Origin of the sequence: Streptomyces sp. NPDC053048 (assembly GCF_044547045.1) — a bacterium.
Classification (GTDB): domain Bacteria; phylum Actinomycetota; class Actinomycetes; order Streptomycetales; family Streptomycetaceae; genus Streptomyces.
In genome coordinates this window covers 395574-415240 of sequence record NZ_JBITZS010000009.1, presented here as the reverse complement: position 1 = coordinate 415240, position 19667 = coordinate 395574, and the positions used below count along the sequence as shown (strand labels likewise).

Genomic DNA, 19667 nt, shown 5'->3' with positions numbered 1-19667 from the left:
GCATCAACGAGACCGAATCCGCTGCACCCCGAGGATCCCACGTGCGCTTTCGTCTGACCCCCAGGGAGACGAGCTTCTACGACATGTTCGCCGCATCCGCGGACAACATCGTCACGGGCTCCAAGCTCCTGATGGAACTGCTCGGAGCGGAGACTTCCGCCCGAGCCGAGATCGCCGAGCGGATGCGTGCAGCGGAGCACGCCGGGGACGACGCGACGCACGCGATCTTCCACCAGCTGAACTCCTCTTTCATCACGCCGTTCGACCGTGAGGACATCTACTCCCTCGCCGGTTCGCTCGACGACATCATGGATTTCATGGAAGAGGCCGTCGACCTGGTCGTCCTCTACCAGATCGAGGAATTGCCGAAGGGCGTCGAGCAGCAGATCGAGGTCCTCGCGCGGGCCGCGGAGCTGACCGCCGAGGCGATGCCGAACCTGCGGACGATGACCAACCTGACGGAGTACTGGATCGAGGTCAACCGCCTCGAGAACCAGGCCGACCAGATTCACCGCAAGCTGCTCGCGCACCTCTTCAACGGCAAGTACGACGCCATCGAGGTCCTCAAGCTCAAGCAGATCGTGGACGTCCTCGAGGAGGCCGCCGACGCGTTCGAGCACGTCGCGAACACGGTCGAGACCATCGCGGTCAAGGAGTCCTGACCTCCGGTGGATACGTTTGCGCTTGTCGTGACCATCGGTGTCGCGCTCGGCTTCACTTATACGAACGGCTTCCACGACTCCGCGAACGCCATCGCGACCTCGGTCTCGACGCGGGCGCTGACCCCGCGCGCGGCCCTCGCGATGGCGGCGGTGATGAACCTCGCCGGTGCCTTCCTCGGCAGCGGGGTCGCCAAGACGGTCAGCAAGGGCCTGATCGAGACGCCGGTGGGCGACAAGGGGATGGGCATCCTCTTCGCCGCGCTGATCGGCGCCATCGTCTGGAACATGGTCACCTGGTACTTCGGGCTGCCCTCGTCCTCCTCGCACGCCCTGTTCGGCGGCATGGTGGGCGCGGCGCTCGCCGGTGGCACGACCGTCATCTGGTCGGGCGTCGTCGAGAAGATCGTCATCCCGATGTTCCTCTCGCCGTTCGTCGGCCTGATCATCGGCTATCTGGTGATGGTCGTGATCATGTGGATGTTCCGGAAGGCCAACCCGCACAAGGCGAAGCGGGGCTTCCGCATCGCGCAGACGGTCTCCGCGGCGGGCATGGCGCTCGGCCACGGTCTGCAGGACGCGCAGAAGACCATGGGCATCGTGGTGATGGCCCTGGTCATCGGCGATGTCCAGGGCAAGGACGAGGCGATCCCCCTGTGGGTGAAGCTCGCCTGTGCGATCACGCTGTCGCTGGGTACGTACGCGGGTGGCTGGCGCATCATGCGCACCCTCGGCCGCCGGATCATCGAGCTGGACCCGCCGCAGGGCTTCGCCGCCGAGACGACGGCCGCGTCCGTCATGTACACGGCGTCGTTCATGTTCCACGCGCCGATCTCCACGACGCATGTCATCACCTCCGCGATCATGGGCGTGGGCTCCACGAAGGGCACCCGCGCGGTCCGCTGGGGCGTCGCCAAGAACATCGTCATGGGCTGGTTCATCACGATGCCGGCCGCGGCGGTCGTGGCCGCGTTCAGCTTCTGGATGGTGAATCTCGCGTTCGGCTAGCCGTTTCGGCTTGCGCCGGCACGTGTGACGAACGGACGGGCCCGCCCCCTGGTACGAACAGGGGGCGGGCCCTTCGCCTTGCGGCGGCACCGCCATGCAGCGCCGCAGGGCGAGTCTTGTCCGGAGCTCTTGTCCGGAGCGCCGGTCCGGAGCTCTTATCCGAAGCGCCCCGAGATGTAGTCCTCCGTGGCCTGGACCGACGGGTTGGAGAAGATGCGCTCCGTGTCGTCGATCTCGACGAGCTTGCCGGGCTGGCCGACGCCGGCCAGGTTGAAGAAGGCGGTGCGGTCCGAGACGCGGGCCGCCTGCTGCATGTTGTGGGTCACGATGACGATCGTGAACCGTTCCTTCAGCTCGCCGATCAGGTCCTCGATGGCGAGGGTGGAGATCGGGTCCAGGGCCGAGCAGGGCTCGTCCATCAGCAGGACCTGCGGCTCGACCGCGATCGCGCGGGCGATGCACAGCCGCTGCTGCTGGCCGCCGGAGAGGCCGGCGCCGGGCTTGTTGAGGCGGTCCTTGACCTCGTTCCAGAGGTTGGCGCCCTTGAGGGACTTCTCCACGATCGCGTCCAGCTCGGCCTTGCGGACGCGGTCGCCGTTGAGGCGGACGCCGGCGGCGACGTTCTCGTAGATGGACATGGTGGGGAACGGGTTCGGGCGCTGGAAGACCATGCCGACCGTGCGGCGCACGGAGACCGGGTCGACGCCGGGGCCGTAGAGGTTCTCGTCGTCCAGCAGCACCTTGCCCTCGACGCGGCCGCCGGGGGTGACCTCGTGCATGCGGTTCAGGGTGCGCAGGAAGGTGGACTTTCCGCAGCCGGAGGGGCCGATGAAGGCGGTCACGGAGCGGGGTTCGACGGTCATCGAGATGTCGTCGATGGCCTTGTGGGTGCCGTAGAAGGCGGTCAGGCCGCTGACGTCGATTCGCTTGGCCATGGGGATCACTGCTTCTTTCTTGCTTGTCGCGTCAGCGACCGGTCTTGGGGGCCTTCCAGCGGGCGATGCCGCGGGCCACCAGGTTGAGGATCATGACGAAGGCGATGAGGACCAGGGCCGCGGCCCAGGCGCGGTCGTAGCTGGCCTCGTTGCCGGCCGCCCACTGCTCGTAGATGTAGTACGGCAGGGACGACTGGGCGCCCTCGAAGGGGTTGTTGTTGATCAGCTGGGAGCCGAAGACCAGCAGGACGATCGGGGCGGACTCGCCGGCGATGCGGGCGACCGCGAGCATCACGCCGGTGGCGATGCCGCCGATGGCGGTGGGCAGGACGACCTTGAGGATCGTGCGCCACTTGGGCACGCCGAGCGCCAGCGAGGCCTCGCGCAGCTCGTTGGGGACGAGCTTGAGCATCTCCTCGGTGGACCGGACGACGACCGGCATCATCAGGATCGCCAGGGCCATCGACCCGGCGAAGCCGGAGTAGCCGTTGTCCATCATCAGGATCCAGAAGCTGAGGACGAACAGGCCGGCGACGATCGAGGGGACGCCCGTCATCACGTCGACGAAGAAGGTCACGGCCTTGGCGAGCCGCCCGCGCCCGTACTCCACCAGGTAGATCGCCGTCAGCAGGCCGATGGGGGCCGCGATGGCGGTGGCGATGCCGACCTGCTCCAGGGTGCCGATGATGGCGTGGTAGACGCCGCCGCCGGGCTGGATGGTCAGGACGCCGCCCATGGAGTGGGTGAGGAAGCCGCCGTCGAGTACCTTCACGCCGCGCGAGATCGTCTCCCACACCAGGGAGACCAGCGGGACGACGGCCAGCAGGAAGCAGACCCAGACCGCGCTGGTGGCCATCCGGTCCTTGGCCTGCCGGCGGCCCTCGACCCTGGTGGCCAGGGCGAACATGCCGGCGACGTAGAGGATGGCGGCGATCAGGCCCCACTGGACGCGGCTGCTCAGCCCGGCGCCCAGGCCGATGCCGGTGCCCACCGCGATCGCGGCGGCCGCGAGCGCCGCCGGCGCCCAGCGCGGCAGGCGCGGCCGGCGCAGGCTGTAGGCGGGCTGCGGGGTGCTGTCGGCGACCAGCGGCTCGTTCATGGTCACTCCGCTCATGCCGTGTACTCCTTGCGGCGCGCGATGATCATCCGGGCGGCGCCGTTGACCAGCAGGGTCAGGACGAACAGGACGAGGCCGGAGGCGATCAGGGCGTCCTTGCCGATCTCACCGGACTCCTTGAAGCTGCTCGCGATGTTCTGCGCAAACGTTCCGCCGCCGGGGTCCAGCAGGCTCTTGCCGATCACGAAGCTGGGGGAGAGGACGGTGGCGACGGCCATCGTCTCGCCGAGCGCGCGGCCCAGGCCCAGCATGGAGGCGCTGATGACGCCCGAGCGGCCGAAGGGGAGCACCGCCATCCGGATGACTTCCCAGCGGGTCGCGCCGAGCGCGAGCGCGGCCTCCTCGTGCATCTTCGGGGCCTGCAGGAAGACCTCGCGGCTGACGCTGGTGACGATCGGCAGGATCATGATCGCCAGCAGGATGCCGATGGTGAACAGCGAGCGGGCGGCGCCGTCGTTGTACTCGAAGATGCCGGTCCAGCCGAGGTGGTCGTCCAGCCAGCTGTAGAGCCCGCCCAGATGCGGCACCAGGAAGAGGGCGCCCCACAGGCCGTAGACGATGGACGGCACGGCGGCCAGCAGGTCGATGACGTACGACAGCGGCGTGGCCAGCCGGCGCGGCGCGTAGTGCGAGATGAACAGCGCGATGCCGATGGCGACCGGCACGGCGATGAGCATCGCGATCAGCGAGCTGACGACGGTGCCGAAGGCCAGGACGGCGATGCCGAAGACCGGCGGAGTGGAGTTGGCGCTCCACTCGAAGGTGGTGAAGAAGTTGCCCTCGTTACGGGAGAGGGCGTTGGTGGCCCGCACGGTGAGGAAGACCGCGATGGCGGCCATGATCACCAGGAGCAGGATGCCGGATCCGCGGGAGAGCGCGAGGAAGATCCGGTCACCGGGCCGGGTGGTGGCCCTGGCCTTGCGGGCGGCGACCTGGCCGGGCGGCGGGCCGGCTGTGGTGGCTGAGGTTATGTCCATGGGTTTCTCCGGTCTGCGGAGCCTGCCGGGCGGCGTGCTGCGGCGGGGCTCCAGGCGCGGCGGTGCACCGGGCGGGTGTGGCCGGGCCCCCGGCCCCGCGGCGGGGCCGCGGTGGGCCTTCGGGCCGGGGACTCGGGGCCGGGGACCGGCCACATCCGGGTCAGGAGAGGGTCGCGATGGTCTCGCGGACCTTCTTGGCGATCTCGGCGGGCAGCGGGGCGTAGCCGAGGTCCTTCAGGACCGACTGGCCGTCCTCGCTCGCGATGTAGGTGAGGAAGGACTTGGTGGCCGGCAGGGTCTCGGCCTTGTTGCCCTTGTCACCGACGATCTCGTACGTCACCAGGGTGATCGGGTAGGCGCCCTCGGCCTTGGTGTTGTAGTTGAGCTTGAGGGCGAGGTCCTTGCCGGTGCCGGTGATCTTCGCCTCGGCGATGGCCTTGGAGGCGTTGTCGCTGGTGGCCTCGACCGGGGCCTTGGCGCCGGTGTTGAGCTTCACCGTCTTGATCGAGTTGGCGGTGGCGTAGGACAGCTCGAAGTAGGAGATGGCGCCCGGGGTCTGCTTGACCTGCGAGGACACACCGGAGGAGCCGTCGGCGCCCTGGCCGCCCTTGGGCTTCCAGGCCTTGGAGGCCTCGTACGGCCAGGACTTGTCCGCGGCGGCCTTGAGGTACTTGGTGAAGTTGTCCGTGGTGCCCGACTCGTCGGAGCGGTGGAACGCCTGGATCTTGAGGTCCGGGAGCTTGGCGTCAGGGTTGAGCTTCTTGATCGCCTCGTCGTTCCACTTCTGGATCTTGTCGTCGAAGATCTTGGCGAGGGTGTCCGCGTCCAGGACCAGGCTGTCCACGCCCGGGACGTTGTAGCCGATCGCGATCGGACCGCCGAGCAGGGGCAGGTTGATGCCCTGACCGCCCTTGACGATCTCCTTCGACTTGGTGACCTCCTCCGGCTTGAGCGCCGAGTCGGAGCCCGCGAAGGCGGTCTTGCCCTGCAGGAACTCCTGGATGCCCGCGCCGGAGCCGGTGGCCTTGTAGTTGATCTGGATGTCCTTGCAGGCCTGGGAGAAGTTCTTCACCCACAGGTCCATGGCGTTCTTCTGCGCGGACGAGCCGGAGGCCAGCAGCTGGCCCTTGCCCTCGCACTTGATGTTGCCTGCGGCCTTGGTCGAGCCGTTGCCGCCCGCGCCGCCGCCGTTGTCGTCCGAGCCGCACGCCGTGAGGACCAGGGCGCCGGAGACGGCGATGGCGCCGAGGGCGACGGTGCGAAGCCGGTTCTTGCGCTGAAGCTTCACTTTCGGGTGTTCCTTCCGGGAGCCGCCGCTGGGGCGGCGTGCGAGAGGTTGGTGTAGCTGTTCCGCTCGATGCGGGAAGGGGTGGGGAGTGGTTCACCGGGGTGGTGTGACCCCCACCTTCCACGGTCGAAATTAGGCAGATCAGGTGAAGCGGTCGAAGGGGCAGAGTGAACGGAGGGTGAACCTCACCCGTCAGGGTGGTGGCCCACCGGAAGGGCAAATTCCGCCCCCAAGTGTGACGCAGGTCTCTGTCGGTTTACGGGCAGGCGTGGCAGCATCCCAGTTCGCGTGACGGCACGTCAGGCGCGGGGTCGGAGTCGCGGAGGTGTCCTGTGGGGCGGAACGGTGATGCGCACGGCAGGGTTACGGGCGCTGCCGACGGTGGTGTCGCTGTGATTGCTGTTGCTGGTGAGTCTGCCGTGACCAAGGGTGTGACCGACGGGGCCGGCAGACCTGCGTACCGCCGGGGCGCGGCGCGCCGGATCGCCCTCGCGACCGCCCTGGTCTGCGCGCTGGGTACGGGCGTGCTCGCCGTCCCGGTCGCCGCGCACGCGGACCCCAGGCCTCCGGAGCCGTCCCCCTCCCCGTCCGCTTCCGGGACGCGCTCCCTCGAGGACGTCCACAAGGAGGTGGAGCGGCTCTACCGCAAGGCCGAGGCCGCCACGGACTCCTACAACGCGGCGAGCGAGCAGGAGCGGCTGCAGGAGAAGTCGGTCGCGGACCTCGCCCGGCAGATCACCACCACCCAGCAGCGCCTGGACCGGCTGCGCGGCCAGGTCGGCGCGCTGGCCCGCGCCCAGTACCGGGGCGGCGCGCTGACCCCCCGCACGCAGCTGTTCTTCAGCGACTCGCCCGAGACCTTCATCAACGGTGTCACCCTCGCCCGCAAGGGCGAGCAGGCCACCCGCGGCCTCCTCGCCCAGGTCACGGCGACGCGCGCGGACCTGGGGCGCTACGCCAAGGCCGCCGAGGACCGCCGCAAGACGCTCGAGGGGGACCGGAAGAAGAAGGAAGCGGCCAAGAAGGAGATCGAGGCCCAGCTGGAGGCCGCGAAGAAGCTGGAGTCGCGGCTGGCGGAGAAGGAGCGGCAGCGGCTGCGGGAGCTGGAGGAGGAGCGGGCCCGCCAGGCGCAGGAGAAGTGGCTGGCCACGGACGCCGGCAAGGGCGTCATGAACGTCTCCGCCGGCGGCTCCTCCGCCGCCACGGGCGACGCCGGGCGGGTGGTCGCGTTCGCGTCCGCGCAGATCGGCAAGAACTACGTCTGGGGTGCCGAGGGCCCGGACACCTTCGACTGCTCGGGCCTGACGCTCAAGGCGTGGGCGGCCGCGGGCCGGGCGATCCCGCGCACCTCGCAGGAGCAGTGGCGGCAGCTGCCGAAGGTCGACGTCAAGGACATGCGGCCGGGCGACCTGGTGATCTATTACGCGGACGCCAGTCACGTGGGCGTCTACGCGGGCGACGGCATGATCGTCCACGCCCCGCGGCCGGGGCGGCAGGTGACCCGCGCGGGGGCCGGTTCGATGCCGATCCTGGGGGTCGTGCGGCCGGGCTGACGCGGGTCCGCCGGGGCGGCGGGTTCATAGGTTCGTACGCCCGTACGGCGTGATGTTTGTCATCGCGCGGTCACTCGTACGGGGCGCTTTCGTCCTCAATTCCCTTTGTGGCTAGGGCATATGACAGAGGCGGGTGGCTCCGTACCATTCCGTTGGGCAGGGCTCTGGCGCTAGGGTCACCCTCGGTGCTCGCCCGTCCGAGGGTGTCGTGCCCTCGAGGGGTGGGGGCACCCCCAGCGGTAGCTGGGGGAGGAAGGAACCGACGTGATGCCCGTACCCGCGCCGAGGCCGGCGGAGCCGCCCGCCGCGCTGCCCGACGGCGGGCTGACCCTGCTGGTGATCGAGGACGACCCCGGCGGGTCGCTCTCCGGACCCGACATGGCGGCGATGACCGGGGCGGCGGGCAAGCCCGTACGCATCCGCACCGCCCGCAACCTCACCGAGGCCGCCCGGCTGCTCACCGACGACGTGCAGTGCATCCTCCTCGACCTGGCCCTGCCCACCGCGGACTGCCCCACCGGCGCCGCGCCCGGCGAGCGCACCCTCACCCCGTCCGGCACCGCGACCGCCGCCCCGCCCGACGAGCTGGACACCCTGCGCCGGGTGCTGCGGCTCGCCCCGCACCACGCCGTCCTCGCCCTGACCGCCGAGGCGGACGCCGAGCGCGCGGCCGAGGCGGTCCGGGTCGGGGCCCAGGACTACCTCTTCCGCGACGAACTCGACGGACGGGTGCTGAGCCGCGCCATCCGCTACGCCGTCGAACGCAAGCGCGCCGACTTCGCCCAGCGCCAGCTCACCGAGACCCGGCTGCGCGCCCAGGAGAACGCCCGCCTCGAGCGCGGCCTGCTCCCGCACCCCCTGCTGGCCGGCTCCGACCTGCGCTTCGCGGCCCGCTACCGGCCCGGCCGCAGCCGCGCCCTGCTCGGCGGGGACTTCTACGACACCGTCCGCACGCCCGACGGCACGGTCCACGCCATGATCGGCGACGTCTGCGGACACGGCCCCGACGAGGCGGCCCTGGGCGTCTCGCTGCGCATAGCCTGGCGCGCCCTGACGCTGGCCGGGCTGTGCGGCGACGAGCTGCTCGACACCCTCCAGCAGGTGCTGGAGCACGAGCGGGCGGACGCGGAGATCTTCGCGACGCTGTGCACGGTCGACATCGCGCCGGACGGCCGCTCGGCCGCCCTGTGCCTGGCCGGGCACCCGGCGCCCCTGCTGGTCGCCCCCGGACGGGCCCCCGCGCTGCTGCCGCAGGACGACGGCGGCCCGGCGCTGGGCCTGCTCGCCGACGCCCGCTGGCCGTACCGCGAGGTCGAACTCGGCGACGCCTGGAGCCTGATGATGTACACCGACGGCCTGATCGAGGGCAAGGTCGGCGCGGGGACGCGGCGGCTGGGCCAGGAGGGCATGATCGAGCTGATCACGCGTCAGGTGAAGGAGGGGCTGCGCGGAGAGGAGCTGCTCGAGGCGGCGGTCGCCGAGGTGCGGGCCCTGAACGGCGAGGAGTTGACGGACGACCTGGCCGTGCTGCTCCTGGAACGCGGCTGACCGGGCCCGTTCTGTCGGCTGTGTCCGTCCGCCCTGTGTCCGTCCGTCCTACCGGCCGCCGTTGTACGGGCCGTAGGGGCCGTCCGAGCTGGAGCCGCCGCGCCGGCGGGGGCCGCCGCGGCCGGAGACCTGGCGCAGCGCGGGCCGCACGTCGACCACGTAGACGATCGTGGCGATCAGGCCGAGCACCGGCAGGAAGCTCAGGATGCCGAAGAAGATGTTCACCGCGACCGCGATGGCGAGGATGATCAGCCAGAAGCCCTTGCTCTGCTTGTCGGCGGCCCGGTAGGCGTCCTCGCGGCGGACGGCGGCGTCGATCAGTGCGAAGAGCGTGAAGACGAGCAGGCCGATCGACACCCAGGACAGGACCTCGCCGAAGCCTTCTACCAGCATTCCGTCCACCTCTTGTCCGTTTGCCTCTCGCCCACCGTACCGGGAGAACGTTCCGGGCACGCGGTGCATGCCCGGAACGTTTGTGCGTGCTGGGCCGGTGCGCGCCGCTCAGCGGCCCCGGCTCACTTGCCGGGCTCGGCGCCGGCCTTGCCGTCGTCGGCCTTGCTGTCGTCCGTCTTCTTGGCGGCGGGCTTGCGGGCCGCCGTCTTCCGGGCGGCGGGCTTGGGCTCGGTGTCGGCGCCCGCCTCGCCGGCCTGCGGCTCCTTGGCGGACTGGGTGTCCCGCGCCGCCTGCTCGTCGCTGTCCGGCTCGACGGCGACGGCGATCTCGGAGATCTCCTCGGCGGCCTCGCCGCGCCAGGTCTTCACGGCCTCGCGCCCGCGCTCGGACAGCTTCTCGAACTGCTCGCCGGCCTGCGCGGCGAGCGCGACGGCCTGCCCGACGCCCTGCAGCGCGAGGTCCTGCGCGGCCTGGCCGAGCTTCTTGGCGTCGGTGTCGAGCGTGCCGACGATCTCGGTGAACCTGGCGCTCACCTGGCTCTGGACCTGCTTGGCCTGCTGGGTGACCCGCTCGCCCAGGGCCTTCGGGTCGGTGTTGCGCAGCTTCTCGAAGCGCTCGGGGGCCTCGACGACCAGCTGGCCGATCTTCTCGGCCGTGAGGTCGGCTGCGCCGGCCGCGGCGTAGGCGGTGTCGGTGGCGGCCTTGCGGATGTCCTGTGCGATGGCCATGCGATGGTCTCCCGGATCAGCTCGAAGGTGTGCTGGGGTCGGCGTTCGTCTTGTCCGTCTCGCCCGTCGCGAGCCCGTTCTCCTTGCGGAAGGACTCGTAGATCTGGAGCAGCACCTGCTTCTGCCGCTCGTTGATCGAGGGGTCGGCGAGGATCACGCTGCGGACCTCCGCCTCGTCCCGGTCCCGCTCGTCGAGGATCCCGGCCTGCACGTACAGCGTCTCGGCGGAGATCCGCAGCGCCTTGGCCAGCTGCTGCAGGATCTCGGCGCTCGGCTTGCGCAGGCCGCGCTCGATCTGACTGAGGTACGGGTTGGACACTCCGGCGGCGTCGGCGAGCTGCCGCAGCGTCAGCTGCGCGGTGCGCCGCTGCTCGCGCAGGTACTCGCCGAGATTGCCGACGTTGAGTGATGCCATGCGGCCGATCCTGCCCGACCTTGCTAACTTTTGCAAGCATCCTGCTTGCAAAAGTAGCCACTGTCGGAGCCCGCGGGTGATGTGCCCGGCGTCACAGCGGCAGGCTGTCACGGTTCGCCGGGGTCCCCGGTCAGGAGGGTGTCCGAGGAGAGTCCGCGACAGAGGAGGACCCCGCCGTGGAAACCATGACCGTCGAACGCTTCATCGCCGCCCCCGTCGGTGACGTGTTCGCCTGGCTCACCACGACCACCAACTACACGCGCTCGTCCCTGGTGCTGCGCTGCCGCCTGACCCGGCGCGGCCAGGACGCGCCCTACGGCGTCGGCGCGGTGCGCAGCCACCTCTGGCTGATCGGCTGGTTCCGGGAGCGCATCACCCACTACGACGCGCCGCACGCCACCGAGTACGTCGTCGAGCGCAGCCTGCCGCCGGCCCGGCACGAACTCGGCCGCATGACGTTCACCGAGACCGACGGCGGCACGCTGGTGCGCTGGACCACCCGCGCCGGGATCCCCGTCCCGCTCCTCGGTGGCTTCCTCACCCGGCACGTCGCGCGGCCGGTCATCACCCGTGCCTTCGGCAGCATCCTCGCTGCCGCCGACACCGCGCTGACCGGCGGACGCGGAAGCGGCGCTAGGCCGCCGGCCGGGTACCGATGACGACCGTGGCGTCCAGGTCCTCGCAGCCGACGATGCGCGGGACCAGGCCCTCGCGGGCGAACGCCGCGGCCGTCAGCGGGGCCTGGCGCTCGCTGGTCTCGACCAGGAGGCTGCCGCCCGGCGCCAGCCACAGCGGGGCCTCGGCGGTCACCCGGCGCTGCACGTCCAGGCCGTCCGCCCCGCCGTCGAGGGCGACCCGCGCCTCGTGCTCGCGCGCCTCCGGGGGCAGCAGCGCGATGGCCTCGGTGGGTACGTACGGGGCGTTGGCCACCAGGACGTCGACGCGGCCGCGCAGGGCGGCGGGCAGCGGGTCGTAGAGGTCGCCCTCGAACACCAGGCCGCCGGTGCCCGCCAGGTTGCGGCGGGCACACCGCACGGCGGCCGGGTCGATGTCGGCGGCGTACAGCTCCGGGCGGGCAGCCGCGCCCAGGGTCGCGGCGAGCGCGGCGCCTACCGCGCCCGAGCCGCAGCACAGGTCGAGGACGACGGAGTCCGGACGGGCGAGGGTGGTGGCGTGCCGCACCAGGAACTCGGTGCGGGGGCGGGGCACGAACACCCCAGCGTCCACGGCTATTCGCAGACCGCAGAATTCCGCCCAGCCGACGACGTGCTCGAGGGGCAGGCCGGCGACGCGCCGGCCCACCATGGCGTCGAGTTCGTCCGGGGTACGGGCGGCGGAGAGCAGCAACTCCGCCTCGTCCTCGGCGAAGACGCAGCCGGCGGCGCGAAGCTTGGTGACGATGGCGGAGAGGGGGAGAAGAACGGAGGGTGAAGCCGACATGGGAGAGCCTTTCGGGTGTACCGAAGGGTGCTCTCGCGATCACCTACACCAGTGGGACCGTACGACCACGAGGGGAGAGCACCCGGCCTGCTACTGCGGTAATGGGTCTCACCTCCTCGGTCGGGCACAACTGATGGCCGTCACTGTACCCGAACTCCCGCCGCGGCCAAGCGCGGTCGGCGCGGCGGGGCCCGGGTGTCCGGGCCCCGCGCGGCGTCAGCGGTTGCCGGCCAGGCGGCGGCGGGTCATGACGACCAGGCCCGCGCCCGCGGCGACGGCGACGACGGCGGCACCGACGATCCAGGGCGTGTCGTTGCCCGCGCCGGTCGTGGCCAGTGCGTCACCACCGCCCTGGGCGGAGGTGTTGACGGCGGTCGCCGGGGACGACGAGGCCGAGGCGGAGGGGGCGGTCGACGCCGACGGGCGGGCGGAGGGCGTGGCCTCCGGCTTCCCGGACGGGGTGGGCTTGGTGCTCGCGTCCGTGGACGGCGAGGGCTTGGCCGAGCTTCCGCCGGTGGACGGGGTGGGCTTGGCAGAGCCGTCCGGCGTGGGCTTGGCGCCGCCTTCCTTGACGACAGCGACCTCCGGGAGGACGTGCCGCTCGGTGCCCCAGATGTCGATCATGGTGCGGGCCGTGCCGGTGGGGTAGTCGGACGCAAGCTTCACGCGCAGCTCGACGGTGGCCACCTGGCCCTTCTCCACCTTGCCCCCCGTGAACTGGCCGACGAACGTGCCGCCGGGAGTCTTGTCGTCGATCCGGACCCAGGAACCGTCCTTGCTCCGGTAGTCGATCCGCTGGGTGCTCTTGACCGTCTTCTCGCCGCCGCCGCTGAACATGAACGTGACGCGCAGCGGGTCGATGGTCTCGCTGCCGGCGGTGTTGTCGACGGTGAACGCGAACTCCGTCCAGCCGCCCGTGGTGACGGACTTGGGGTAGTTCTTGAGCCCGATGGTGGCCTTGGTCTTCGTCTTCGTCTCGTCGGTCTTCTTGCCGCCGTCGGTCGTCGGCGCGGTCTGCGGGGACGTCCGCTCGTCAGGGGCCGGGGCCGTCACGGCCGGGTTCTTGCTGTCGGCGGCGGTGTCCGTGGCGGCGGAGGCAGGGGCGGCCAGGAAAGCGGCCGGGGCGAGGACGGCCGCGGCGGCCACCGCCGTGATCCGGGACAACTTCATGTAAGGCAACCTCTATTCGTAAGAATGTGCAGTAATCGTATGTGAGGGATGAAAATCCCCTTCGGCCGGGCCCGCCGCATCGGCCGCCGCCTCGGCCGCCTCGTTGGGCCCGAGTGCGGTGCCGCGCTCGAACGCCGCCGTGAACGCCGCCGGGCCCAGGGCGGCGCGCGCCGAGGCCGTGACACGGTCGACGTCGCCGCGCTCGGCGGGCGGCAGCGGGGCACCGGCCGCCGCGCGGGCGGCGCTCGCGGCGCCCAGCAGCACAGCGGCCCGCTCCGGACGGCCGGACAGGAACTCGGCGCCCGCCAGGCCCTCCAGTGGCAGGGCCATCGCGCGCAGGTCGCCCAGGACACGGGCCGTGGCGAGGGACTCCCGGTGGCGGGCGCGGGCGGCCCCGGCATCGCCGCGCAGCTCCGCGACGAACCCCAGCTCCGCAAGGACCAGCGAATTGCCGGGCTCGGAGGAGACCTCGGCGTACCAGTCGCGGATGCGCAGCAGCAGCGCCTCGGCCGTGGCGAGGTCGCCCGCGCGGCGGGCCGTCAGGGCCAGGCCCAGCTCGGCGTGGATCTCCCCGAACTTGAAGCCCTGTTCGGCGGCGCCGCGCCGCGCCCGCTCGTGCAACTCCCGCGCCCGGTCGTGGTCGCCGGTGAGCAGCGCGATCCGTCCGAGGCGCGAGAGCAGCTGGCAGACCTCGGTGGCCAGCTGAAGATCCTCCGCGATCCGCAGGGCGTCGTGCAGCAACCGCTCGGCACGCGCGTAGTCGCCACCGATCTCGGCGAGGGTCGCCAGCGGGGCGACGCTCTGCAACTCGCCCCAGCGATCGCCCAGTTCCCTGAAGAGCGCGGCGCTGCGCTCGCCGTCCGCCTCCATCGCCGCCAGCTCGCCGCGCACCAGGGCGTGCGTCGCCCGCAGGCCGAGCGCCGCCGCGACGCCCCAGCGGTCCCCGTGCTCGCGGAACGCCGCCAGCGCGCGGCCGGTCAGCTCCTCGCTGGCCGCCAGATTGCCGGTGTTGAACAGGGCGTACGCGTGGAACCACAGGGCCCTGGGCGGCACCCCGGACTCCGCCGGCCCCGGCTCCCCACCCGTCCGCGCCGGGGGCGCGGCATGGCCGGTGAGCAGGGCGAAGGCGTGGTGCAGGGCGCGTACTTCGCTTCGTACGCCCCCTTCCGTATCGGCTGTGACGGACGCGCCGGTGGCGTCCGCCGTCAGCGCCGCGTCCGCCGTCAGCGCCGCCTCCGCCCAGCGGCGTGCCTCCCCCGGGCGGCCGCGCAGCAGCCAGTACCAGGACAGCGCCGACACCAGCCGCAGGGCCTCGCCCGCCGCGCCGGGCCGGCGCACCGCCGTGTCGAGCGCGGACCGCAGATTGCCGCTGTCCGCGTCGAGCCGCCGCAACCAGTCGTGCTGCCCCGGGCCGTGCAGATACGGACGGGCCTCCTCGGCGAGGTCCGTGTAGTACCGCAGGTGCCGTTCACGGACGGCCGTCTCGTCCTCCATCTCGTGCAGGCGCTCGGTGGCGTAGGCGGCGACCGACTCCAGCAGCCGGTAGCGGGCGCCGGTCGGGCCGTCGGTCATGACGACCAGGGACCGGTCGACCAGCCGGGCGAGCAGGTCCAGCACGTCCTCCGGGGCCACGCCCTCGCCCGCGCACACGGCCTCCGCCGCCCGCGCGGTGCAGCCGTCGGTGTGCGCGGCGAGGCGGCGCAGCACGATGCGCTCGGGGGCGGTCAGCAGCTCCCAGCTCCAGTCGATGACCGCCCGCAGCGTCTGCTGGCGGCGTGGGCCGCCGCGGCGGCCGGTCAGGACGCGGAAGCGGTCGTCGAGACGGTCCGCCAGCTGGCGCACGCCCAGTGACCGTACGCGCGTGGCCGCCAGCTCCAGGGCGAGCGGCAGCCCGTCCAGCCGCCGGCAGATGACCTCGACGGCCTCCCGGGTGGAGGCGTCCAGGACGAAGCCGGGCGCCGCGGCCGCCGCGCGGGCCGCGAACAGCCGCACCGCGTCGTCGCCCCGCAACGGCTCGACCACGCGCACCGTCTCGGCCGCCAGCCCCAGCGGCTCCTGGCTCGTGGCCAGCACCCGCAGGCCCGGCGCCGCGCGCAGCAGCCGTCCGGTGAGCTCCGCCATCGGCTCGACGACCTGCTCGCAGTTGTCCAGGATCAGCAGCGCGTCACGGTCCCGCAGGGCGGCCGCCAGCCGGTCCGTGGCCGACGGCGCGGGGACGGCGGCGGTGCCCGGCGGGCCGGTGCGCGCGCCGTCGTCCCGGATGCCCAGCGTGCCGGCGACCACCTCCGCGAGGCTGTCGTGATCGCCGTGGTGCCCGGCCAGCTCCACCAGCCACACGCCGTCCGTGCCGGTCCGGCCGTCCGTCGTGCCCGTGCCGGCGGTGAACCGCGTTGCCGTTTCGGCCGCCAGGACGGTCTTTCCGACCCCGCCGGGCCCCGTGAGCGTCACCAGCCGGCTGCCCGCCGCGAACAGCGCGACCACCTCCGCCACCGCCTCCCGCCTGCCGACGAGCTCGCCGAGCGGCGCCGGTAGGTTCGTACGCGGCACCGCGGGCGGCCCGGCGGCCAGCTCGGGCGCCTGGGTGAGGATCCCCTGGTGCAGGGCCGCCAGCTCCGGGCCCGGATCAAGGCCCAGCTCCTCCGCCAGCCGCTCGCGCAGCTCGCCGTACGAGGCCAGGGCCTCGCTCTGCCGCCCGGCCCGGTACAGCGCCCGCAACTGCAGGCCGCGCAGCCGCTCGCGCAGCGGGTGCCGGGCCACCAGCTCGGAGAGCTCACCGGCCAGACGGTCGTGCTCGCCCAGCTCCAGCCGGGCCTCCGCCTGGTCCTCGAGCGCGGACAGCCGCAGCTCCTCCAGTCGCAGCGCGGCCGGACGGACGTACGACCCGTCGGCGAAGTCACCGTGATCGGCGGAATCGGTGAACCCGGCGTAGGCCGGACCCCGCCACAGCCCCAGCGCCTCCGTGAGCAGCGCGGCGCGTTCGCGCGCGGCCGTGACGGCGCGGGCACGGGCGAGCAGCGCCTGGAAACGGCCGGCGTCGCTCTCGCCGTCCGCCAGACGAAGCCGGTAGCCCGGCGGCTGGTGGACGACACGCTCGCGGCCGATCGCCCGGCGCAGCTGGGACACCTTCGCCTGCAGGGCGTTGGTCGGATTGCCCGGCAGGGCCTCGCCCCACAGATGGTCCAGCAGCCGGTCGGCGGAGACCGGACATCCTTCGTGCACCAGAAGAACGGCCAGCAGCGCCCGGACCTTCGCCTCGCGCACCGTGACCGGAACCCCCGCCTCGTCCCACACCGTCAGTGGACCGAGCACCCCGAACCGCATGTCCCGACCGTAACCCAGCCCACTGACGGCCGGTCATCAGCCCTTCCTCAGCGGATCATCAGCGCGCACCGGCACCGTTCTCGGCATGACGAAATACGCGAACAAGAAGGCCGTCATCACCGGCGGAACGATCGGCATGGGCCTCGCCATCGCCAAGCGCCTCGTCGAAGGCGGCGCGGACGTGCTGCTGACGGGCCGCAACGAGAAGAACCTGCAGGACGCGCGGAACGAACTCGGCCCCGCCGCCCACGTCGTCCGCTCCGACACCGCGAGCCTCACGGACATCGCGGCGCTCGGCACGACGGTCGAGGAGACCCTCGGGCACGTCGACTACCTCTTCATCAACGCCGGCATCTCGGAGCTGGGCCCGTTCGCGGAGGTCACCGAGGAGTCCTACGACCGCCAGTTCGCGGTGAACACCAAGGGCGCGTTCTTCACCGTGCAGCGCATGCTGCCGCTGCTGCGGGAAGGCGGGGCGATCGTCTTCACCACGTCCGTCGCGGACGCGGGCGGCTACCCGGGGATGGCCGTCTACTCGGGAACGAAGTCCGCGCTGTGGTCCTTCGCCCAGGTGCTGGCCTCCGAGCTCGTGGGCCAGGGCATCCGCGTCAACGCCGTCAGCCCCGGCTTCATCGACACCCCCACCATGGGCGTCGCCGGGCTGTCCGCCGAGGAGCAGGCGCACTTCCGTGCCGTCGGCGACGCGGCCACCCCGATGCAGCGGCACGGCACGGCGGACGAGGTGGCGCGCGCCGCGCTGTACCTGGCCGCCGACGCTACGTTCACGACGGGCGTGAAGCTGCCGGTCGACGGGGGGCTCAACCAGCATGTGGCGGTGCCGGGGGAGTAGGGCGGGCCTGGCCGTGGCCTTGGCGGGGCCGGGCGGAATGCCGTCCGCCCGGCCCGCTGCCCGGCCGTCGGCAGCGTTCGCTCGACCCCCGTTCGTGCGAACGTCCCTGCCGGGTTCCTGGGCGGGTGCTTCCCTCCCCCTTAGGCCCCGTACGGGCGCTTCTCTCGGGCCTCGCGCAGGGACAGGGCCCACCAGGCCAGCTGGTCGAGCATCACCTTCGCGGCTGCGCGGGCTGCGTCCCCGGCCTCCTCGTCCAGGTGCGTGCCGGTCTCGTCCAGCTTGCCCCACGGGCTGTGGAAGCTGACCGTCTCGCGGATCGTGACGGCGTGCAGCTCGGCGAAGACCGGGCGCAGGTGCTCGACGGAACGCAGGCCGCCGGAGAGGCCGCCGTAGGAGACGAAGGCCACCGGCTTGGCCTGCCACTGGGTGTAGTGCCAGTCGATGAGGTTCTTCAGGAGCGCCGGGTAACTGTGGTTGTACTCGGGCGTGATGACGACGAAGGCGTCCGCCGCCGCCAGTCGCGGGGTCACGGCGGAGAGGGCCGCCGCGTCCTCCGGGCCGGGCTCGCCGGTGAGGTGCACGGGCAGCGGGTGGTCGGCGAGGTCGATGACGTCGACCTCGACGTCGGTGCGCTGATCGGTCTGCTGGGCCAGCCAGTTGGCGACGGTGGGGGCGAAGCGGCCGGCGCGGGTGGAGGAGACGATGACGGCAAGGCGGTACGTGGTCTGCGACATGCGGCACAGCCTCTTACCTCAAGTTCAGTTGAGGTCAAGGGTTGTTTTCGGATGCCGGGTTTCGGGTGCCGGTTGTCGTGGGTTCCGGGGGCCGGGGGCTCCGGAGGGTGTTCCGGAATCGGATATTTACGGGCCCGTTGCCGTTTCTCGTGTTGGCTTCCCGGAACTTGGGCCCACAAATATCCGGCAGCATTCCGGAACACCCTCCTCCGCCCCCGGCCCCCTCCCGTCGTCGGCCCCTAGAACTGGTCCGGGCACCACGGGCGGCGGGCCGTGCGTAGTAGGACGTCCGCTTGTCCGGCCGCGCCCTGGCGTTCCTCGGCTACGCGGCCCAGTGCTGTCAGGCGTACTGCCGATTCGTCGCCCAGGGTCAGGCTGCCCAGTTCGCCTACTCCGAGAGTTAGTTCGGCCGGTCGCTTGGTGGGTACGCAGGTGGCGCCGTCCGGTGTCGCCTCCAGGAGGAAGCGTCCGCCGGCCAGGCCGTCCGGGTCGGTGACCTCCAGGACCAGCGAGCCGGTGGCGGTGTACGTACGGGACTCCAGCAGGGCCGGTATGTCCAGGGGGCGCAGCCACAGGTAGTCGGCGTGCGTGATGACCTTGGCGGCGCGCGGGTCCGGCAGCAGGAGTGGCAGGAGGTCGTCGGGGGCCCGCAGGCCGGAGACGACCTTGGTGATCCAGTCGACGGACAACAGGTAGTGCCACAGGGCGCGTTCGGCCTCCGGCGAGACCGCGATCAGGCCGTGCACGGTGGCGGTGTCCATCGAGCGCTTGGCCTCCCACACGTCGTCGGCGGTGTAGGCCAGCAGCCCGTCCGGGGTGCCGTCGGGGGAGCGGTAGAGGACGTAGAACGGTTCCGTCCACTCCGGGCGGCCCGGATTGGGGAGGTCGTTCGTGGCGATCCGCCACCAGCGTTCGGTGCGGTCGATCACGCCGTGCAGGGTGGCGCGCAGCCGCTCGTGCAGGGCGGGGCCGAGCTCGCGGACGGCAGCGCCGTCCACCAGTTCGACGCTGCCGCCGTCGGCCGGTCCCGCGTAGCGCGGGTCGAGCCCGGTGCGGGCGACCTCCACCTCCCACTCGGTGACCCAGGTGGCCGGGCCGAAGCCGTAGCGCCCGTAGATGGGGTACTCGGCGGAGATGAGGGTGGCGGCGGTGTCCCCGCGCTCCTTGGCGGCCCGCAGGTCGCGGTTCATCATGCGGGTGAGCAGGCCGCGCCGGCGGTGCGTCGGCGAGACGGTGATGTTGGAGAGGGCGTTCGTGGTCACGGACGCGCCGCCGGGCACGGTCATGCGCTGCGTGAAGCTGCGCAGCGTGCCCACGCAGCGTCCGGCGGCCGTGTCGAAGGCCCCCAGCGAGCGCTCGAAGTCCATGCCGCCCCGGCGTATCTCGGCCTCCTCCTTGGTGACCACGGGGGGCCGCAGGAAGCCGGTGCGCATGGCGCGCAGCCAGTCGATGAGGTCGGACTCGTCGATCGTGCGGACTTCTAGGCTCATGACGGCACGCTAGGTGCTGCCCAAGGCCGGACGCACGCGTT

Annotated in this window: 18 protein-coding genes; 6 read left to right on the top strand and 12 right to left on the bottom strand. The window is 71.8% G+C overall.

Annotated features, from left to right (window positions below):
• Positions 1-41 precede the first annotated feature (41 nt).
• Both ACIG36_RS25690 and ACIG36_RS25685 read left to right on the top strand, forming a co-directional pair.
• The gene (locus tag ACIG36_RS25690) at positions 42-662 is read left to right on the top strand and encodes a DUF47 domain-containing protein (RefSeq protein ID WP_399932210.1); all 621 of its coding nucleotides are present in this window, start codon (positions 42-44) and stop codon (positions 660-662) included.
• A gap of 6 nt (positions 663-668) precedes the next feature.
• Positions 669-1667, top strand: coding sequence for an anion permease (locus tag ACIG36_RS25685; RefSeq protein WP_399932207.1), 999 nt, complete (start codon positions 669-671; stop codon positions 1665-1667).
• Between the two features lie 155 nt (positions 1668-1822).
• On the opposite strand, the gene pstB is transcribed toward ACIG36_RS25685, so the two are convergent.
• From pstB to pstS, 4 genes are all read right to left on the bottom strand, one after another.
• Entirely contained in the window at positions 1823-2602 is a 780-nt protein-coding gene (gene pstB / locus ACIG36_RS25680) for a phosphate ABC transporter ATP-binding protein PstB (protein ID WP_399932204.1), read from the bottom strand.
• Between the two features lie 31 nt (positions 2603-2633).
• On the bottom strand, positions 2634-3701 hold the full coding sequence (gene pstA / locus ACIG36_RS25675) for a phosphate ABC transporter permease PstA (RefSeq protein ID WP_399932336.1): 1068 nt from the start codon (positions 3699-3701) through the stop codon (positions 2634-2636).
• 11 nt (positions 3702-3712) lie between these two features.
• Positions 3713-4696, bottom strand: coding sequence for a phosphate ABC transporter permease subunit PstC (gene pstC, locus ACIG36_RS25670; protein ID WP_399932201.1), 984 nt, complete (start codon positions 4694-4696; stop codon positions 3713-3715).
• Between the two features lie 160 nt (positions 4697-4856).
• The gene (gene pstS, locus ACIG36_RS25665) at positions 4857-5984 is read right to left on the bottom strand and encodes a phosphate ABC transporter substrate-binding protein PstS (RefSeq protein WP_399932198.1); all 1128 of its coding nucleotides are present in this window, start codon (positions 5982-5984) and stop codon (positions 4857-4859) included.
• A 419-nt stretch (positions 5985-6403) separates the two neighbouring features.
• On the opposite strand from pstS, the gene ACIG36_RS25660 reads away from it, so the two are divergent.
• Both ACIG36_RS25660 and ACIG36_RS25655 read left to right on the top strand, forming a co-directional pair.
• A complete protein-coding gene (locus ACIG36_RS25660) occupies positions 6404-7537 on the top strand; it encodes an NlpC/P60 family protein (protein ID WP_399932195.1) in 1134 nt (377 codons plus the stop codon).
• A gap of 267 nt (positions 7538-7804) precedes the next feature.
• Entirely contained in the window at positions 7805-9085 is a 1281-nt protein-coding gene (locus ACIG36_RS25655; RefSeq protein ID WP_399932192.1) for a PP2C family protein-serine/threonine phosphatase, read from the top strand.
• 48 nt (positions 9086-9133) lie between these two features.
• Here the strand turns inward: ACIG36_RS25655 and ACIG36_RS25650 are convergent, their stop codons facing one another.
• From ACIG36_RS25650 to ACIG36_RS25640, 3 genes are all read right to left on the bottom strand, one after another.
• Positions 9134-9478, bottom strand: coding sequence for a DUF2516 family protein (locus ACIG36_RS25650; RefSeq protein WP_399932189.1), 345 nt, complete (start codon positions 9476-9478; stop codon positions 9134-9136).
• Between the two features lie 122 nt (positions 9479-9600).
• Entirely contained in the window at positions 9601-10206 is a 606-nt protein-coding gene (locus ACIG36_RS25645) for a hypothetical protein (protein ID WP_399932186.1), read from the bottom strand.
• A 16-nt stretch (positions 10207-10222) separates the two neighbouring features.
• The gene (locus ACIG36_RS25640) at positions 10223-10621 is read right to left on the bottom strand and encodes a helix-turn-helix domain-containing protein (RefSeq protein WP_399932183.1); all 399 of its coding nucleotides are present in this window, start codon (positions 10619-10621) and stop codon (positions 10223-10225) included.
• Positions 10622-10797: 176 nt separating this feature from the next.
• Between ACIG36_RS25640 and ACIG36_RS25635 the strand changes: the two genes are divergently transcribed.
• Positions 10798-11280 carry an SRPBCC family protein gene (locus ACIG36_RS25635; RefSeq protein WP_399932180.1) on the top strand — a complete coding sequence of 161 codons (483 nt, stop codon included), beginning with the start codon at positions 10798-10800 and terminating at the stop codon, positions 11278-11280.
• On the opposite strand, the gene ACIG36_RS25630 is transcribed toward ACIG36_RS25635, so the two are convergent.
• From ACIG36_RS25630 to ACIG36_RS25620, 3 genes are all read right to left on the bottom strand, one after another.
• Entirely contained in the window at positions 11255-12061 is an 807-nt protein-coding gene (locus tag ACIG36_RS25630; protein ID WP_399932177.1) for a putative protein N(5)-glutamine methyltransferase, read from the bottom strand. The two genes, ACIG36_RS25635 and ACIG36_RS25630, sit on opposite strands and share 26 nt — an antisense overlap.
• Positions 12062-12277: 216 nt before the next feature.
• On the bottom strand, positions 12278-13231 hold the full coding sequence (locus tag ACIG36_RS25625) for an LAETG motif-containing sortase-dependent surface protein (protein ID WP_399932174.1): 954 nt from the start codon (positions 13229-13231) through the stop codon (positions 12278-12280).
• Between the two features lie 12 nt (positions 13232-13243).
• A complete protein-coding gene (locus tag ACIG36_RS25620) occupies positions 13244-16552 on the bottom strand; it encodes a BTAD domain-containing putative transcriptional regulator (RefSeq protein WP_399932170.1) in 3309 nt (1102 codons plus the stop codon).
• Positions 16553-16637: 85 nt separating this feature from the next.
• Between ACIG36_RS25620 and ACIG36_RS25615 the strand changes: the two genes are divergently transcribed.
• Positions 16638-17402 carry an SDR family oxidoreductase gene (locus ACIG36_RS25615; RefSeq protein WP_399932168.1) on the top strand — a complete coding sequence of 255 codons (765 nt, stop codon included), beginning with the start codon at positions 16638-16640 and terminating at the stop codon, positions 17400-17402.
• A 140-nt stretch (positions 17403-17542) separates the two neighbouring features.
• Here ACIG36_RS25615 and ACIG36_RS25610 read toward each other — a convergent pair whose 3' ends face one another.
• Together ACIG36_RS25610 and ACIG36_RS25605 are read right to left on the bottom strand one after the other, a co-directional pair.
• A complete protein-coding gene (locus ACIG36_RS25610; RefSeq protein ID WP_399932166.1) occupies positions 17543-18136 on the bottom strand; it encodes an NADPH-dependent FMN reductase in 594 nt (197 codons plus the stop codon).
• Between the two features lie 239 nt (positions 18137-18375).
• Positions 18376-19626, bottom strand: a complete 1251-nt coding sequence (locus ACIG36_RS25605; RefSeq protein ID WP_399932164.1) for a GNAT family N-acetyltransferase — start codon at positions 19624-19626, stop codon at positions 18376-18378.
• Positions 19627-19667 lie beyond the last annotated feature (41 nt).

Excerpts from the sequence above, each read along its gene's own strand:
- ACIG36_RS25625 (WP_399932174.1), bottom strand. The coding sequence starts at position 13,231 with ATGAAGTTGTCCCGGATCACGGCGGTGGCCGCCGCGGCCGTCCTCGCC.
- ACIG36_RS25645 (WP_399932186.1), bottom strand. The coding sequence starts at position 10,206 with ATGGCCATCGCACAGGACATCCGCAAGGCCGCCACCGACACCGCCTAC.
- ACIG36_RS25610 (WP_399932166.1), bottom strand. The coding sequence starts at position 18,136 with ATGTCGCAGACCACGTACCGCCTTGCCGTCATCGTCTCCTCCACCCGC.
- ACIG36_RS25655 (WP_399932192.1), top strand. The coding sequence starts at position 7,805 with ATGCCCGTACCCGCGCCGAGGCCGGCGGAGCCGCCCGCCGCGCTGCCC.
- pstB (WP_399932204.1), bottom strand. The coding sequence starts at position 2,602 with ATGGCCAAGCGAATCGACGTCAGCGGCCTGACCGCCTTCTACGGCACC.
- pstC (WP_399932201.1), bottom strand. The coding sequence starts at position 4,696 with ATGGACATAACCTCAGCCACCACAGCCGGCCCGCCGCCCGGCCAGGTC.
- ACIG36_RS25650 (WP_399932189.1), bottom strand. The coding sequence starts at position 9,478 with ATGCTGGTAGAAGGCTTCGGCGAGGTCCTGTCCTGGGTGTCGATCGGC.
- pstA (WP_399932336.1), bottom strand. The coding sequence starts at position 3,701 with ATGAACGAGCCGCTGGTCGCCGACAGCACCCCGCAGCCCGCCTACAGC.
- ACIG36_RS25630 (WP_399932177.1), bottom strand. The coding sequence starts at position 12,061 with ATGTCGGCTTCACCCTCCGTTCTTCTCCCCCTCTCCGCCATCGTCACC.
- ACIG36_RS25615 (WP_399932168.1), top strand. The coding sequence starts at position 16,638 with ATGACGAAATACGCGAACAAGAAGGCCGTCATCACCGGCGGAACGATC.
- ACIG36_RS25640 (WP_399932183.1), bottom strand. The coding sequence starts at position 10,621 with ATGGCATCACTCAACGTCGGCAATCTCGGCGAGTACCTGCGCGAGCAG.
- ACIG36_RS25605 (WP_399932164.1), bottom strand. The coding sequence starts at position 19,626 with ATGAGCCTAGAAGTCCGCACGATCGACGAGTCCGACCTCATCGACTGG.
- ACIG36_RS25620 (WP_399932170.1), bottom strand. The coding sequence starts at position 16,552 with ATGCGGTTCGGGGTGCTCGGTCCACTGACGGTGTGGGACGAGGCGGGG.